The 14,128-nt window shown below is 65.5% G+C and carries 18 protein-coding genes; 7 read left to right on the top strand and 11 right to left on the bottom strand.

Annotated elements, in window-relative coordinates; all coding sequences use genetic code 11:
• Positions 1-10: 10 nt before the first annotated feature.
• Positions 11-379 (bottom strand): helix-turn-helix transcriptional regulator, encoded by a 369-nt coding sequence (locus RBR29_RS01975; protein WP_320346701.1) that lies wholly within the window; start codon positions 377-379, stop codon positions 11-13.
• A 118-nt stretch (positions 380-497) separates the two neighbouring features.
• Here RBR29_RS01975 and RBR29_RS01980 point away from each other — a divergent pair, with 118 nt between their 5' ends.
• Positions 498-1,172, top strand: a complete 675-nt coding sequence (locus RBR29_RS01980) for a helix-turn-helix domain-containing protein (protein WP_320346703.1) — start codon at positions 498-500, stop codon at positions 1,170-1,172.
• A gap of 1 nt (position 1,173) precedes the next feature.
• Here the strand turns inward: RBR29_RS01980 and RBR29_RS01985 are convergent, their stop codons facing one another.
• Positions 1,174-2,424 (bottom strand): D-amino acid dehydrogenase, encoded by a 1,251-nt coding sequence (locus tag RBR29_RS01985; RefSeq protein ID WP_320346705.1) that lies wholly within the window; start codon positions 2,422-2,424, stop codon positions 1,174-1,176.
• 230 nt (positions 2,425-2,654) lie between these two features.
• On the opposite strand from RBR29_RS01985, the gene RBR29_RS01990 reads away from it, so the two are divergent.
• Positions 2,655-3,143 (top strand): winged helix-turn-helix transcriptional regulator, encoded by a 489-nt coding sequence (locus tag RBR29_RS01990; RefSeq protein ID WP_320346706.1) that lies wholly within the window; start codon positions 2,655-2,657, stop codon positions 3,141-3,143.
• Positions 3,144-3,176: 33 nt separating this feature from the next.
• Here the strand turns inward: RBR29_RS01990 and proB are convergent, their stop codons facing one another.
• The 4 genes from proB to rplU all read right to left on the bottom strand — a co-directional run bounded on the left by proB (position 3,177) and on the right by rplU (position 6,141).
• On the bottom strand, positions 3,177-4,325 hold the full coding sequence (gene proB / locus RBR29_RS01995) for a glutamate 5-kinase (RefSeq protein ID WP_320346708.1): 1,149 nt from the start codon (positions 4,323-4,325) through the stop codon (positions 3,177-3,179).
• A gap of 32 nt (positions 4,326-4,357) precedes the next feature.
• A complete protein-coding gene (gene obgE / locus RBR29_RS02000; RefSeq protein ID WP_320346710.1) occupies positions 4,358-5,473 on the bottom strand; it encodes a GTPase ObgE in 1,116 nt (371 codons plus the stop codon).
• Positions 5,474-5,541: 68 nt separating this feature from the next.
• A complete protein-coding gene (gene rpmA / locus RBR29_RS02005; protein ID WP_320346713.1) occupies positions 5,542-5,802 on the bottom strand; it encodes a 50S ribosomal protein L27 in 261 nt (86 codons plus the stop codon).
• A 27-nt stretch (positions 5,803-5,829) separates the two neighbouring features.
• Complete coding sequence (gene rplU / locus RBR29_RS02010; RefSeq protein ID WP_320346715.1) at positions 5,830-6,141, bottom strand: 50S ribosomal protein L21; 312 nt, start codon at positions 6,139-6,141, stop codon at positions 5,830-5,832.
• A gap of 249 nt (positions 6,142-6,390) precedes the next feature.
• Between rplU and RBR29_RS02015 the strand changes: the two genes are divergently transcribed.
• Together RBR29_RS02015 and RBR29_RS02020 are read left to right on the top strand one after the other, a co-directional pair.
• Positions 6,391-7,272 (top strand): CoA ester lyase, encoded by an 882-nt coding sequence (locus RBR29_RS02015; RefSeq protein ID WP_320346717.1) that lies wholly within the window; start codon positions 6,391-6,393, stop codon positions 7,270-7,272.
• On the top strand, positions 7,269-8,216 hold the full coding sequence (locus RBR29_RS02020) for a LysR family transcriptional regulator (RefSeq protein ID WP_320346718.1): 948 nt from the start codon (positions 7,269-7,271) through the stop codon (positions 8,214-8,216). Before RBR29_RS02015 ends, RBR29_RS02020 begins: the two co-directional genes overlap by 4 nt.
• 9 nt (positions 8,217-8,225) lie before the next feature.
• On the opposite strand, the gene argJ is transcribed toward RBR29_RS02020, so the two are convergent.
• The 5 genes from argJ to RBR29_RS02045 form a co-directional block, all read right to left on the bottom strand.
• Positions 8,226-9,452, bottom strand: a complete 1,227-nt coding sequence (gene argJ, locus RBR29_RS02025; RefSeq protein ID WP_320346720.1) for a bifunctional glutamate N-acetyltransferase/amino-acid acetyltransferase ArgJ — start codon at positions 9,450-9,452, stop codon at positions 8,226-8,228.
• Between the two features lie 85 nt (positions 9,453-9,537).
• A complete protein-coding gene (locus RBR29_RS02030) occupies positions 9,538-10,065 on the bottom strand; it encodes a MarR family transcriptional regulator (RefSeq protein ID WP_320346723.1) in 528 nt (175 codons plus the stop codon).
• Between the two features lie 95 nt (positions 10,066-10,160).
• The gene (gene hemL, locus RBR29_RS02035) at positions 10,161-11,441 is read right to left on the bottom strand and encodes a glutamate-1-semialdehyde 2,1-aminomutase (protein WP_320346725.1); all 1,281 of its coding nucleotides are present in this window, start codon (positions 11,439-11,441) and stop codon (positions 10,161-10,163) included.
• Between the two features lie 25 nt (positions 11,442-11,466).
• On the bottom strand, positions 11,467-12,153 hold the full coding sequence (gene thiE / locus RBR29_RS02040; protein ID WP_320346727.1) for a thiamine phosphate synthase: 687 nt from the start codon (positions 12,151-12,153) through the stop codon (positions 11,467-11,469).
• Complete coding sequence (locus RBR29_RS02045; protein ID WP_320346728.1) at positions 12,150-13,016, bottom strand: bifunctional hydroxymethylpyrimidine kinase/phosphomethylpyrimidine kinase; 867 nt, start codon at positions 13,014-13,016, stop codon at positions 12,150-12,152. Before RBR29_RS02045 ends, thiE begins: the two co-directional genes overlap by 4 nt.
• Before the next feature lie 27 nt (positions 13,017-13,043).
• Between RBR29_RS02045 and RBR29_RS02050 the strand changes: the two genes are divergently transcribed.
• From RBR29_RS02050 to ruvX, 3 genes are all read left to right on the top strand, one after another.
• A complete protein-coding gene (locus RBR29_RS02050; RefSeq protein WP_320346730.1) occupies positions 13,044-13,208 on the top strand; it encodes a rubredoxin in 165 nt (54 codons plus the stop codon).
• An 88-nt stretch (positions 13,209-13,296) separates the two neighbouring features.
• Complete coding sequence (locus tag RBR29_RS02055; protein WP_320346736.1) at positions 13,297-13,890, top strand: YqgE/AlgH family protein; 594 nt, start codon at positions 13,297-13,299, stop codon at positions 13,888-13,890.
• Positions 13,883-14,128, top strand: a 246-nt coding sequence (gene ruvX, locus RBR29_RS02060; protein ID WP_320346732.1) for a Holliday junction resolvase RuvX, incomplete at its 3' end; no start/stop codon positions are given. The genes RBR29_RS02055 and ruvX, both read left to right, overlap by 8 nt.

Consider the following 14,128-nt stretch of genomic DNA (forward strand, 5'->3'; position numbering starts at 1 on the left):
AAGGGCGGGATTATTTTTCTTCGTCGGAAATCAGCAGGCTGTCGATCAGGGCGCCGACGGCGCGTTCTACGATCAGTCGGTCCTTGTGAGCCAAGGACCAGAATTGCCGGGGATCGATCGAAGGAAAGGGCCAGGCGCTTTCACCCAGGGATACAGTCGCGCCGGAGGATGGCGTCATGCTGCCCTGGCCCCGGCTCAACCAGTAGATGTCCACTTCCAGGACCTGAGCCAGGCTCAGCAGTTTCTTTGGTGATTGGCGAGTGCCGTTTTCGTAGCTGGAGATGGCGCTTTGCGACAGGCCGCAGGCGCGCGCCAAGGACTCCTGCGACAGGCCGCGCAGGAGCCTGGCATGCCGGAGTCGTTCTGCAAAGGTTTCCACCCGCCCATTGGACTAAAAAGCACAAGCACATTGGTGTTTGTGAAACAATACATTTGTAATATTTGGCAGGTAAGCAGTGAGCAGGGGGAACCGCATGCAGGATTGCCGGATTTGGGCATTGGCGCCGGACGACAATGCCGATTTGCAGTATCTGCGCAGCGAAGGCTGTCAGGTCAGGCGCTGCGACGCCATCGAAACCTATGACCGCAGGACGATCCAGGCTGATTTGCAGGCGTGTGATGCGGTGCTGCTGATGGCGGGTGCGGCCGCCAATTGCCGCGTGGCGCAGCTGGTGCGGGATCTGGGGCTGCCGTTGGACCTGGTGGCTGTCATGGGACCCGCCCGCCAGGGCGAGCTGACGGCATTGCTGCAGGTCGGGGTGGATTGGGTGATGCACCAGGGTGACCCGCCCGCCCTGCTGGCAGCGGTCCTGCGGGCCTTGCGTCTGCGGCGGCACCGCGTCACGGATGTGGCTGGGCCGCAGCATTGCATCGGGCCCTGGTCCCTGGAAGACCAGGGCTGGTGCTTGCGGCATGGTGATGGCGCCATGCTGCGTCTGACGGTCTCGGAACGCGCGATCCTGGTCTGCCTGTTCGAGGCGCCCGGACACGTCGCCAGTCACGCCATGCTGAACCAGGCCCTGTGCGAGGGCTGGCAGCATGCCTATGGACGCCGGCCCCGTGATCCCAAGCTGCGCGGCATCATCAGCCGCCTGCGCTGGCGGGGGTTGCAGGCTGGCCTGCAACCCCCGGTGGAATCACTGCGCGGCTACGGCTACGTCTGGGAAATCTGAATCAGCGGTAGCGCTGGACGCCCAGATCGTCGTGACGGATATCGGTGGGCCGTCCGGACACGATGTCGGCGATCAGCCGGCCACTGCCGCAGGCCATGGTCCAGCCCAGCGTGCCGTGCCCGGTATTCAGGAACAGGTTGTTCAGCCGGGTCGGACCCACGATGGGAGTGCTGTCGGGGGTCTTGGGGCGCAATCCGGTCCAGAAATGCACGTCGCCCGGGGTGTAGCTGCCCGGGAACAGGTCGTTCAATACCATTTCCAGGGTGCGTTGGCGGCGCGGGTCCAGGGCTGTGTCATAGCCTACGACTTCGGCCATGCCGCCCACGCGGATCCGCTGGTCGAAGCGCGTCAGGGCGATCTTGTAGGTCTCGTCCAGCAGGGTGGAAACCGGCGCGCGTTCGGGATCGGCGATGTCCACCGTGATGGAATAGCCTTTCATGGGGTAGACCGGGATATCAACCAGCTCGCGCAGCAGCAAGGGTGAATAGGAACCCAGCGCGACCACGTAGGCATCAGCCTGTACCAGGCCGGAAGCGCACTGCACGCCGGTGATGCGGTCGCCTGCTGTCTGCAGGGCCTGGATGGTTTCGCCATAGCGGAAACGCACGCCCTCGGCTTCGGCCAGCCGGGTCAGGGCCCGGGTGAACAGCCGGCAGTCGCCGGTTTCGTCGTCCGGCGTGCGCAGGCCGCCCACCAGTTTGTGGCGGACCTGGGCCAGCGCGGGTTCGTACTGGGCCAGCCGGTTGCCGTCGACCAGTTCGTGGGCAATGCCGGCTTCGCTCAGGGCCTGGACGTCACGCTGGGCGTCATCCATTTGTTTCTGGGTGCGAAAGAGTTGCAATGTGCCCTGGCGCCGGCCCTCGAACTGGATGCCGGTATCGGCCTGCAGCGCATGCAGGCATTCGCGGCTGTAGGCCGACAGGCGCAGCATGCGGTCCTTGTTGGCGGCGTAGCGGGCTGGCGTGCAGTTGCGCCACATGTCCAGCATCCAGCGCAACTGGAACAGGCTGCCGTCGGGCCGGATGGTCAGCGGGGCGTGCGGCGTGAACAGCCATTTGAACGCCTTCAGCGGGATGCCGGGCGCCGCCCAGGGCGAGGAATAGCCGAAGGACAGCTGGCCGGCATTGCCGAAACTGGTTTCCTCCGCCGCGCCGTTCTCGCGGTCGATCACGGTGACTTCGTGCCCTTGTCGGGCCAGGTAATAGGCGCTCGTGACGCCCACGACGCCCGCTCCTAGAACCAGAACCTTCATGATGCACCCTCAGTGGATTAATTTTTGATGATGATAGGCAATATACCTAGATAAATTTTTATGAAAAAATGATATTTTTATGAAAATACATTGATCATAGCGGACCCCGGCACACCCCGCAGGACAAAGTGCTGGCGTGGCCGTCCCGGTGCGCTTTCACGGGGTTTTCTGGGTGGCTGGCCCGAGTGCGAAGCCAGGCCGTCGGCCATGTTCCGTTCCGGAGATTCATCATGCGCGTACAAAAGGAATCCGTCCATGCCCTGGACAAGATCGACCGCCGCATCCTGGACCTGTTGCAGCAGAATGGCCGGCTGTCGATGACCGAACTGGCTGATGCGGTCGGGTTGACGGTGACGCCGTGCATCGAACGCGTGCGCCGCCTGGAACGCGATGGCGTGATCACCGGATACCATGCCCGGGTGTCGCCGGCCGCGCTGGATGCCGGCCTGCTGGTGTTCGTGGAAATCAGCATGTCCAGCAAATCCGGGCGCACCTTCGAGGACTTTCGCCGCGAGGTGCTGTGCGTGCCCCAGGTGCTGGAATGCCACTTGGTGTCCGGGGATTTCGACTACATGGTCAAGGCCCGGATCAAGGAAATCAGCCAGTATCGCAGCCTGTTGGGCGACATCCTGCTGCGCCTGCCGGGGGTGACCCAGACCAAGAGCTGCGTGGTGATGGAAGAGGTCAAGGAAACTCAGTTCATCCCGGCGCAGCGCTAGGCCCTATGCACTGCCGTTCGCTGTGGCCCCGGATCAGCTGCGCGGTCGCGCGACGACCAGGTTGTCGCGGTGGATCAGTTCGGGGTCGGACAGGTGGCCCAGGATTTCCGCGATGCGCGTGCTGGGCTGGCGCAGGATGCGCGCGGTGTCGGCGGACGAATAATTGATCAGCCCACGTCCGCATTCCACACCGTGCTCGTCTACGCAGGCTACTACGTCGCCGCGGTCGAAATCGCCTTCGACGGCGATCACGCCGATGGGCAGCAGGCTGCGGTGGCCCTGGGTCAGCGCGCGCACGGCGCCGGCGTCCAGGGTGACGCGTCCGCGCAGGCGCAGGTGGTTGGCCAGCCAGCGCTGCCGGGCTGAACGGATCGGCAGGACGGCTCGCAGTTCGGTGCCGATCCGTTCGCCCGATGCCAGCCGCCGCAGCACGTCGGGTTCGCGGCCGGATGCAATGATGGTATGGCCGCCGCTGTTGGCGGCGCGTCGCGCGGCCAGGACCTTGGTCAGCATGCCGCCGGTGCCGATGGCGCTGCCGGAACCGCCGGCCATGGCTTCCAGCGCCGGGTCTCCTGCCTGGCCCTGGTGGATGAAGTGCGCGTCCGGGTGCTTGCGCGGGTCGGCACTGTACAGGCCGGGCTGGTCGGTCAGGATGATCAGCACATCGGCTTCGATCAGATTGGTCACCAGTGCGCCCAGGGTGTCGTTGTCCCCCACGCGGATCTCATCGGTGACGACCGTGTCGTTCTCGTTGACGATGGGCACCACGCCCAGGGCCAGCAGGGTGTTCAGCGTACTGCGTGCGTTCAGGTAGCGGTGCCGGTCGGCCAGGTCCTCGTGCGTCAGCAGGATCTGGGCGGTGCGCACACCATGTCGGGCGAAGGCCGCCTCGTAGGACTGGATCAGGCCCATCTGGCCGACCGCAGCGGCGGCCTGCAGTTCGGGCATCGACTTGGGCCGCCTTGGCCAGCCCAGGCGTGCCATGCCTTCGGCAATCGCGCCGCTGGACACCAGCACCAGCTGCCGGCCCGAGGCATGCAGACTCGCAATCTGTTCGGCCCATTGGGCAACGGCGTCCAGGTCGATGCCGCGCCCCTCGTTGGTGACCAGAGAGGAGCCGACCTTGAGGACGAGGCGGTGGGCGTCCTGGGCGGCGGAAGGGGGGAGATCCGGACGAGTCATGGCAGCGTGCGAGACAGGGAAGGAGGAGAGGATCAGCGTGCGAAGCGGGGGTCGTCGGGGTCGATGGAAGCCGGCGCGTCCGAGCCGTCGTGTGTGAAGCGGGGGTCTTCGTCGTGCGCATGGGCGTCGCGCCGCTGTGTGTCCAGCCAGGATTGCAGCGCCCCGGTCAGGGCCTGGGTGCCCTCGCCGGTCAGGGCTGAGATGCCGAACACGGGCCCCGTCCAGCCGAGTTCACGGCAGATGCGATCCTGGACGGCGGCAGGGTCTGCCACCATGTCCAGCTTGTTGAGCACCAGCCAGCGCGGCTTGGCCGCCAGGTCCGGGCTGTAACGTTCGAGTTCGCGCACGATGGCCTGGGCGTCCAGCACGGCCTGGGCGCAGGCGTCGATGTCCGGGTCGGGGGAATGGACGTCCAGCAGATGCAGCAGCACGCGGGTGCGGCTGAGGTGGCGCAGGAACAGATGACCCAGGCCGGCGCCTTCCGAGGCGCCTTCGATCAGGCCGGGGATATCGGCGATGACGAAGCTGTGCGATGGCGAGGTGCGCACCACGCCCAGGTTCGGGTGCAGGGTAGTGAACGGGTAGTCCGCGATTTTCGGGCGAGCGTTGGACACGCGCGTGATCAGGGTGGATTTGCCCGCGTTGGGCATGCCCAGCAGGCCCACGTCGGCCAGCACTTTCAGTTCCAGGCGCAGGCGGCGCTGTTCGCCTTCGCGCCCAGGGGTGCACTGGCGCGGTGCGCGGTTGGTGCTGGATTTGAAGTGCAGGTTGCCCAGGCCGCCAGCGCCGCCGGCCGCCAGCGTCACTTGCGTGCCATGTCGGTCCAGATCAAAGAGCTGTTCCCCGGTGTCGGCGTCGTGAATGACCGTGCCCACGGGCATGCGCAGGATGATGTCCGGCGCGCCGGCGCCGTATTGATCCGATCCGCGGCCGTTCTCGCCATTCTTCGCCCGATGCAGCCGGGCATAGCGGAAATCGATCAGGGTGTTGATGTTGCGGTCGGCCACGGCCAGGACGGAGCCCCCCCGGCCGCCGTCGCCGCCGTCGGGGCCGCCCTTGGGGATGAATTTTTCCCGGCGGAAGCTGGCGACGCCATTGCCGCCCTTGCCGGCGATGACCTCGATGGTGGCTTCGTCTACGAATTTCATGGTGGAATCATTCTAATGAAAAAAAGGCCCTGCTGAATGAGCAGGGCCTTTTTCAGGGGACGCAACGATCAGTTCGCTGCGGTCACCGAAACGGTGCGCTTGTTCAGCGCGCCCTTGATGGAAAATTGCACGACGCCGTCCACCAGGGAAAACAGCGTGTGGTCCTTGCCGATGCCGACGTTGACACCGGGGTGGAACTGGGTGCCGCGCTGGCGGACGATGATGCCGCCGGCCAAGATCTGCTGGCCGCCGTAGACCTTCACGCCCAGTCGTTTCGATTCGGAATCGCGGCCGTTGCGAGTCGAGCCGCCGCCCTTTTTGTGTGCCATGATGAGCTCCTAAGTTCGATGACCGGATCAGGCCGCAACGGAGTCGATGCGGATTTCGGTGTAGTTCTGGCGATGGCCTTGATGCTTTTGATAGTGCTTGCGACGGCGCATCTTGAAGATCTTGACCTTGTCGTGACGGCCTTGTGCAAGAACGGTGGCTTTGACCGCGGCGCCTTCGACGAAGGGCGCACCGATCTTCAGCGTTTCGCCTTCGCCGACGGACAGCACCTGGTCGAGCGAGATTTCTTGCCCAATGTCAGCCGGTATCTGTTCGATTTTCAGTTTCTGGCCGGCGCAAACACGATATTGCTTGCCGCCGGTTTTTATGACCGCGTACATGGGGATTTCCTGTGAGAATGCCAAAAATGACCCTATCCAGGACGGACAAGGCCAAGCCCTGCATTGTACGCAGAAATCCTTTTGTAAATCAAGCGATTTCTTGGTGGACCGCCTGGACCAGATCTTCTGGATACGGGGGTAGGGGCTGTGGGTATAGGCAGAGCCTAAGCGGTCATCGGCAAAGCGTATTGGCCGGCGCAGGCGATCATTCTTAGACTGGTGGCCGCTTTAGTCTAGATCGGAGACCCCATGCTTGAAATGAAATACTGGCGCTCGATCCTGTTCGTTCCGGCGACCAGTGACCGTTTTGTGGAAAGCGCCCTGCGCCGGCGCGCCGATGTGTTGCAGATCGATCTCGAGGACAGCGTGGCGCCGGACCAGAAGGATTTGGCCCGGGGGCGCGTCCGGATGATTGCCAGCCGGTTCGCGCAGGCGGGCTATGGGGTGGCGGTCCGGATCAACCGGCCCTGGCGTCTGGCGGTGCGCGACATCGAGGCGTCCGTCGGCCAGGATGTTGCGGTGCTGACTCTGCCCAAGGTGCCCGATGCGTCCCATGTCAGAGCGATCAGCGAGATCCTGGATGCCTGTGAGGCCGAACAGGGGCTGCCCTCAGGCCACACCCGGCTGATCGCCATGATCGAGGATCCCGAAGGGCTGGCGAACATGGACGCGATCGCTGCTGCCAGCCCCCGCCTGTACGGCATGATCGTGGGTGCCGAGGACCTGGCTGCCAGCATGCGGATGGCGGTCAGCGAAGATTCCCTGTACATTCCCAATGTCATGGCGGTGGCGGCGTGCCGTCGGGCCGGGATCGCGCCCATCGGGTTCGTGGGGTCCGTCGCCGATTTCGACGATCCGGATGCCTTTCGCAGCCGGATCCGGCGCGCCCGCGCATTGGGTTTCGATGCGGCATTCTGCATCCATCCCAGGCAGGCGGACATCGTCAACGAGGCCTTCCTGCCCACTGCGGATGAGGTCGACGAGGCACGGCAGCTGGTCGCCGAATTCGAGGCCCAGGTGGCCCAGGGCCGCGCCGCCTGCACCTTCAAGGGGCGGATGGTCGATCTGCCCGTGGTGTTGCAGGCCCGCCAGCTGCTCGCACGCCACCAAGCCTATTGCCCTCCCGGATGAACCTGCGCCAGCTTTCCTATTTCGTTGCCGTTGCCGATCATCGCTCCATCATCAGGGCGGCCGAGGCGCTGCATATTTCCCAGCCGTCGGTCAGCACGCAGATCAAGCTGCTCGAACAAGAGCTCGAAGTCCAGCTGTTCGAGCGGCGGTCGGACGGCACCATTCTGACCCCGGAGGGCAGGGAATTCCTGGGGTATGCGCGCAGCGCCCTGGATACGCTGGCGACCGCCAAGGCGATGCTGCGTGCGCGCCAGGCCACCGAGGTCGGGGCCGTGACGGTTGGCATCCCCGGATCCCTGAGCACCATGCTGAGCCTGCCCTTGATCGAGCAGGTGCGGCGCCAGTGCCCCCACATCACGCTCAAGGTGGTCACCGGCCTGTCCGGGCATCTGTCCAAATGGGTCATGGACGGCACGCTCGATTTCGGCCTCGTCTATCTCGATGCGCCGGTCCTGGGGCTGGATCTGGCGCTGCTCATGAAAGAGCATCTGTTCCTGGCAGTAAGCGAGGCGCACTCGGCAGACATCCGGCGGCAGGCGGAGCACGGGGATCTGGCCTTCGCGGCCCTGCACCACATGCCGTTGGTTCTGCCCAGCCGTGAACATGGCCTGCGGGCGCTGGTCGATAAAGTGGCTGCGGACGTCGGCCTGAAACTGGCTGTGCGCACCGAACTGGATGCGTCCGAACTGTTGGTGCAGTGGGTCCTGCGGACCTCTGATGCGACCATCCTGTCGCTGGCGGCCCTGCAGGGGATCCGGCTGCGTGAAGGCGAACTCCATACCGCCCACATCGTCGATCCGGTGATCGAGCGCCGGATATCCCTGGCCTATGCTTCGGATCGGCCGCTGAGTCGCACCGCCCGGCGTGTCGAGATGATCCTGCGCGACCTGCTCAAGACCAAGTCGTGCGAGGGCTGGTGGAAATTCGCGGAAATCAACGAATGAGCTGGACGCCTACGATCGATAGTCTGCGTTGATGCTGACGTATTCGTGCGAGAAATCGCAGGTATAGACCGTATCGGCTACATTGCCGCGCCCCAGGGCGACCCGCACCAGGATCTCGGATTCCTTCATCACACGCTGGCCGTCTTCCTCGCGATAGTCCGGGTCGCGACCGCCTTGCGAGGCCACACGAACATCACCCAGCCACAGTGTCAGCCTGGAGACATCCAGGTCTTCGACGCCGGCGTAGCCGATGGCCGCCAGGATGCGTCCCAGGTTGGGGTCGGAAGCATAGAAGGCCGTCTTGACCAGCGGCGAGTGGGCGATGGCATAGGCGATCTTCAGGGCTTCTTCCGTGGATGCGGCCTGTTCGACGCGGATGGTCATGAATTTCGTTGCGCCTTCGGCATCGCGCACGATCTTCTGGGCCAGGTCGCGGGCGGCGGCCGCCAGGGCATCGGCCAGAGCGTCAAAACGCGGATCCTGTTCGGATTCGATGCACGCGCCGCTGGCCCCGGTCGCGATGAGGATGAAGGAATCGTTGGTGGACGTGTCGCCGTCGACCGTGATGCGATTGAAGGACTGGTCGGCGATGCGCGTGGCCAGGCTGCGCAGCAGGGCGGGTGGCAGGCCGGCATCCGTGCCCAGGAAGCCCAGCATGGTTGCCATGTTGGGGCGGATCATGCCGGCGCCCTTGCTGATGCCGGTGATCGAGACGACGGTGCCGTCCAGATCGACCTGGGTGGAGTGGATCTTGGGCTGGGTGTCCGTGGTCATGATGCTGTGGGCCGCCTGGAACCAGTGGTCCGGGCGTGCATCGCGCAGGGCGGTCGGCAGGCCGGCGATCAGGCGGTCTACAGGCAGGGGTTCCAGGATGACCCCGGTCGAGAACGGCAGCACCTGTTCTGGCGCGATGCCCAGCTGGTCGGCCAGGGCCTGGCAGGTGTCGTGGGCGGCCTGCAGTCCGGGCGCGCCGGTGCCCGCGTTGGCGTTTCCGGTATTGACGACCAGGGCGCGGATGCCGGCGCCGGTGGCCAGGTGCGCTTCGCAGACCTGGACGGGCGCTGCGCGGAATCGGTTGCGTGTGAAAACCCCCGCCACTGTGGTTCCTTCGTCCAGCAGCAGGACGGTCAGGTCGCGGCGTCCGGCCTTGCGGATCCCGGCCTCGGCCGTGCCGATGCGGATGCCGGGGATCGGGTGGATGGCGTCTTGGGCCGGGATGATCAGGTTGATGGCCATGGCGAAGCGGGGTCCGTAGCAAAAACAAGCCCCCATTCTATGCCGAATGGGGGCTGGGCATCTGTGGAGCCGGATGTTTCGGGATTCAGGTGGGCAGACGCGCGTAGGTGGATTGTTTCAGGTCGCCCAGGAGTTCGAACAGTGTCGCACGTGCGGCGGGCGCCAGGCCACCCAGCAGGGACTGGATCCAGGACGCATGCGCCTGCTGTATGCGGCGGTGGTAGCGTCGGCCTTTGAGCGTCAGGCGGATCAGCGAACTGCGGCGGTCGGAATCGTCTTTCAGGCGTTCGACCAGGCCGTCTTTTTCGAGTTGGTCGGTGATGCCGGTGATGTTGCCATTGGTCACCATCATCAGGCGGGACAGATCGCTCATTTTCAGGCCCTTGGGGGCATGGGTGAGCTGCGACATCAGGTCGAAGCGCGGCAGCGTGGTCTGGAATTCAGTGCGCAGCCGGCTGCGCAGTTCGTTTTCGATCAGAGTGCAGCAGCTGAGCATGCGCAACCACAGGCGCAGATCCTGGGGATCCTGTCCTGTGGCCTGGGTTTCGAGATCCGGCACGGCAGGCGTGACGGAAGGATGCTGGGTAGCGGCGTATTGAGTGTAGTCAGTCATGACGCGCCTCCGGGTTGAGGAGATCAGGGCATCCCCAGTGTAGGGAGCGGTCGGAGGCGTGTCTTTGTCCTGCGTCAAGAAATTTGAGGTCCGGACTATTTAAACCCCGCAAAGACCCGGTCGGCGGCATCCAGGGTTGCCTGGATGACGGCGTCATCGTGGGCCGCCGAGACAAAGCCGGCCTCGAAGGCGGACGGCGCGAAATGCACGCCTTCGGCCAGCATGCCGTGGAAGAACCGTTTGAAGGCATCGATGTCGCTGGCGGAGACCTCGGCCAGGCTGGTTGGGACCGTGCTGCGGAAATACAGCCCGAACAGGCCGCCCTGCCAGTCGCCGCTGAAGGCCACGCCGTGGCGATGTGCTCGTTCGACCAGCCCCTGGACCAAGGCGCCGGTTTGCCGATGCAAGGCGTCATAGAAGCCCGGTTCGGCCAGGCGGCGCAGGGTCACCCGTCCGGCGGCGACTGCGACGGGGTTGCCCGACAGCGTGCCTGCCTGGTAGACGCTGCCCAGCGGCGCGATGTCGGCCATGATGTCGGCCCGGCCACCGAAGGCCCCCACCGGCATGCCGCCACCGATGATCTTGGCCAGCGTGGTCAGGTCGGGCGTGACGCCGCACAGGCCCTGCATGCCCTGGGGGCCGACGCGCAATCCGGTCATGACTTCGTCGAAGATCAGCAGGGCGCCATGGCGGGTACACAGTGTGCGCAGGCCTTCGAGGAAGCCGGGCGCCGGGCGCACCAGATTCATGTTGCCGGCGATCGGTTCGACGATGGTGCAGGCGATGTCTTCGGGGTATTGGGCAAAGGCGGATTCGACCGCCGACAGGTCGTTGTAGTCCAGCACCAGGGTGTGCTGGACGAATTCCGGCGGCACGCCGGCCGAGGTCGGATTGCCGAAGGTCAGCATGCCCGATCCGGCTTTGACCAGCAGGCTGTCGGCGTGGCCATGGTAGCAGCCCTCGAATTTGATGATCTTGGACCGGCCGGTATGGCCGCGCGCCAGCCGGATTGCCGACATGGTGGCCTCGGTGCCGGAGCTGACCAGGCGTACTTGTTCGATCGAAGGAATGCGTTCGATGATGGCCTCGGCCAGTTCGATCTCGGCTTCGGTCGGCGCGCCGAAGGACAGGCCGTTTGCGGCGGCAGCCTGCACGGCTGCGATGACTTCGGGGTCGGCGTGGCCCAGGATGGCCGGACCCCACGAACCAATGTAGTCGATGTAGCGGGTGCCCTCGGCGTCCCACAGGTACGGGCCCTGGGCGCGCTGGATGAAAGGCGGTGTGCCGCCGACGGAGCGGAAGGCGCGCACAGGCGAGTTGACGCCGCCCGGGATGGCGCGGCAGGCGCGTTCGAAGAGTTCGGTGTTGCGGGACATGGCAGGATTCCGGTTGCTGCAGGGTTCAGGAAAGAGGGGCGCCGAACAGGGCGGCGCAGCGCCGCGCGGCGGCGCGGATGTCGGGGGCCTCGAACAGCGCGCTGATGATGGCGATGCTGTCCGCACCCGCCTGGATCACGGGGGCGGCATTGTCGGGGGTGATGCCGCCGATGGCGACGATCGCCGCTCGGCGCATGCCGCCGGCGGGTGACCGGCTGGCGTGTGTGTCGGCCAGGTGACGACCGGCGCGGATCTGGTCCAGGGTGGCGCGGACGGCGCCGGGCTTGACGCTGGATGGATACAGGGCACCGAATGCGACGTAGTCGGCATCATCGCGCAGCCGTTGGGCCGCCAGGTCTGGCTGATCGTAGCAGGAACAGCCGAGTAACTTGTCGGGACCCAGTGCCCGCCGCGCCTGGGTGACGACGCCGTCGTCCCGGCCCAGGTGGGCGCCGTCGGCATCCAGGTCGGCCGCCAGGCGCCAGTCATCGTTGATGATCAGGGGCAGGCCCAGCCGCAGGCAGAGGTCGCGGACCGCGCGCGCCTGGATGCGCAGGTCCGCGGGCGCGCCGTGCTTGCGGCGCCACTGCAGGGCGGTCATGCCGCCGGCGTGGGCGTGTTCGATGGCGGTCAACAGGCGGTCGGTGTCAGCCCAATCGGGCGTGATGCCGTACAGGCCGCGTGGAAACCGGAGTGCGTCTGGCGCGTTCATGGCGCCGCATGCAGCAGGATGCGCTGCCCCATGCCAGGGTGGAAATGCCGTTCGAGCAAGGTCGTGGTGGTTGTGACTGCCTGGGAAATGGCCGCGTCCGGATCCAGCCCTCGCGCCAGCAGGCAGCACAGCACGGTGGCCAGCAGGCTGTCGGCGTCGCCTGTGCGCACGCGCGGGGCTGGCCAGGGCCAGCGGCGGCTGGCCTGATCGCGCGCATGCAGCACCAGGCCGTTCAATCCTGGGCCGAGCGCGGCGTTGCTGCACAGCACGAGGGGAGCGCCGAGTTCGTGCAGGGCTGCGATTGGATCATCGGCCCGGGTCGATGACAACAGGCCCTGGCTGGCCCATTGTTCTGGCAGATGGGCATCCACGACGACCAGGTGCGCCTGAGGCAGCAGCAGTTCGAGCAGCGCGCCGACGGTTTCTTCAGGGTCCAGATCGTCCAGGTCGGGGACCGGGGGCGGGGCGCACAGTTGCAGCACCAAGGGCAGGGTGCAGTAATCGGCTGCGATCTGGGCCAGGGTCGCGATGGTCTCGGGGTCGTACTGCGGGCCGATCTTCAGGGCACCGATGGCCATGTCTTCCAGCAGGCAGCGCGCCTGGTCGTCCACCAGATCCGGAGCCAGGCGCTGGATGGTTTCCGTCCCGGCAGAGTCCTGAACATGGATGGCGGTGACCACGCAGCCCGCGTGCGCGCCCAGACCGGCGCAAATGGCGGCGTCGATCGGCAGGTGGCTGGCCCCGCTGGGGTCGAACGGGCCGAAAATCAGGGGCAGGGGGATGGCAGGAAAATCGGGGGTGGGCATGATGGCGGAAAGAAAGTCGGTCGCCACGGCCGGCGGTTCGTATACTATGGCACCCATTCTAATGGATAAGCGTTTCTGATCGTCATGCGAACCTGGATGTGCTTGATCTGCGGCTGGATCTACGACGAGGCGGCCGGCTTTCCCGAAGACGGGATCGCGCCAGGCACGCGTTGGGAAGACGTGCCCCCCAACTGGGTCTGCCCCGAATGCGGCGCCCGCAAGGAAGATTTCGAACTGGTCGAGATCTGACCCCGTTGCTGGGGGCGTTCGAGATTCGCCCCGTTTCTGATACTCTAGCATCATGGGCCATGAGGCCGGACTACAGGGGATCGCCATGATGACAGCACCGCATGCCAACGATGCCGGTTCGCGCATCGACCTGTCCCGGCAGTTCCTGCTGGCCATGCCGGGCAGGGTATCGGGTGAATTGGCCAATACCGTGATCTACGTCTGCGAGCATACCGAACATGGCGCGCTGGGCCTGGTGATCAATCGGCCCACGGACCTCACCATCGGCGACCTGCTGCAGCGCATCGATCTGCCGCTGTCCCTGGAAATCGGGCCGGTGCGCGAATCGCCGGTCTTCTTTGGCGGCCCGGTGCAGACCGACCGCGGTTTCGTGCTGCACATGCCGCGTGGCGAATACAGTTCCAGCATCGAACTGGGCGGTGATGTGGCGCTGACCACGTCCCGCGATGTGCTCCAGGACGTGGCCGCAGGCCACGGCCCGGCGCAGTTGCTGGTGACGCTGGGCTACGCTGGCTGGGGCGCAGGCCAACTGGAAGACGAACTGGCCCGCAATGCCTGGCTGAACGTGCTGGCGTCCAACGAAATCCTGTTCGATACGCCCGCCGAGGACCGCTACGATGCTGCCCTGGCCCAACTGGGCATTCGCGCCTCGATGCTGGCCAGCGACGCGGGCCATGCCTGAACGCGAACAGACGCTGCTGGCGTTCGATTTCGGCCTGAAGAAAATCGGCGTGGCGCTGGGCAATACCCTGACGAATCAGGCGCGTCCACTGTGCATTCTGACGCCGGTCACGCGTGAACAGCGCTTTGCCCAGGTCGGCGCCCTGCTGGCCGAATGGCAGCCGGATCGGGTGGTGGTGGGGCTGCCGCTGACGCTGGACGGGGGTGAACAGCCCGCCTCGCAGCACAGTCGTCGTTTC

Source organism: Castellaniella sp. (genome assembly GCF_034007085.1).
GTDB lineage: Bacteria > Pseudomonadota > Gammaproteobacteria > Burkholderiales > Burkholderiaceae_B > Castellaniella.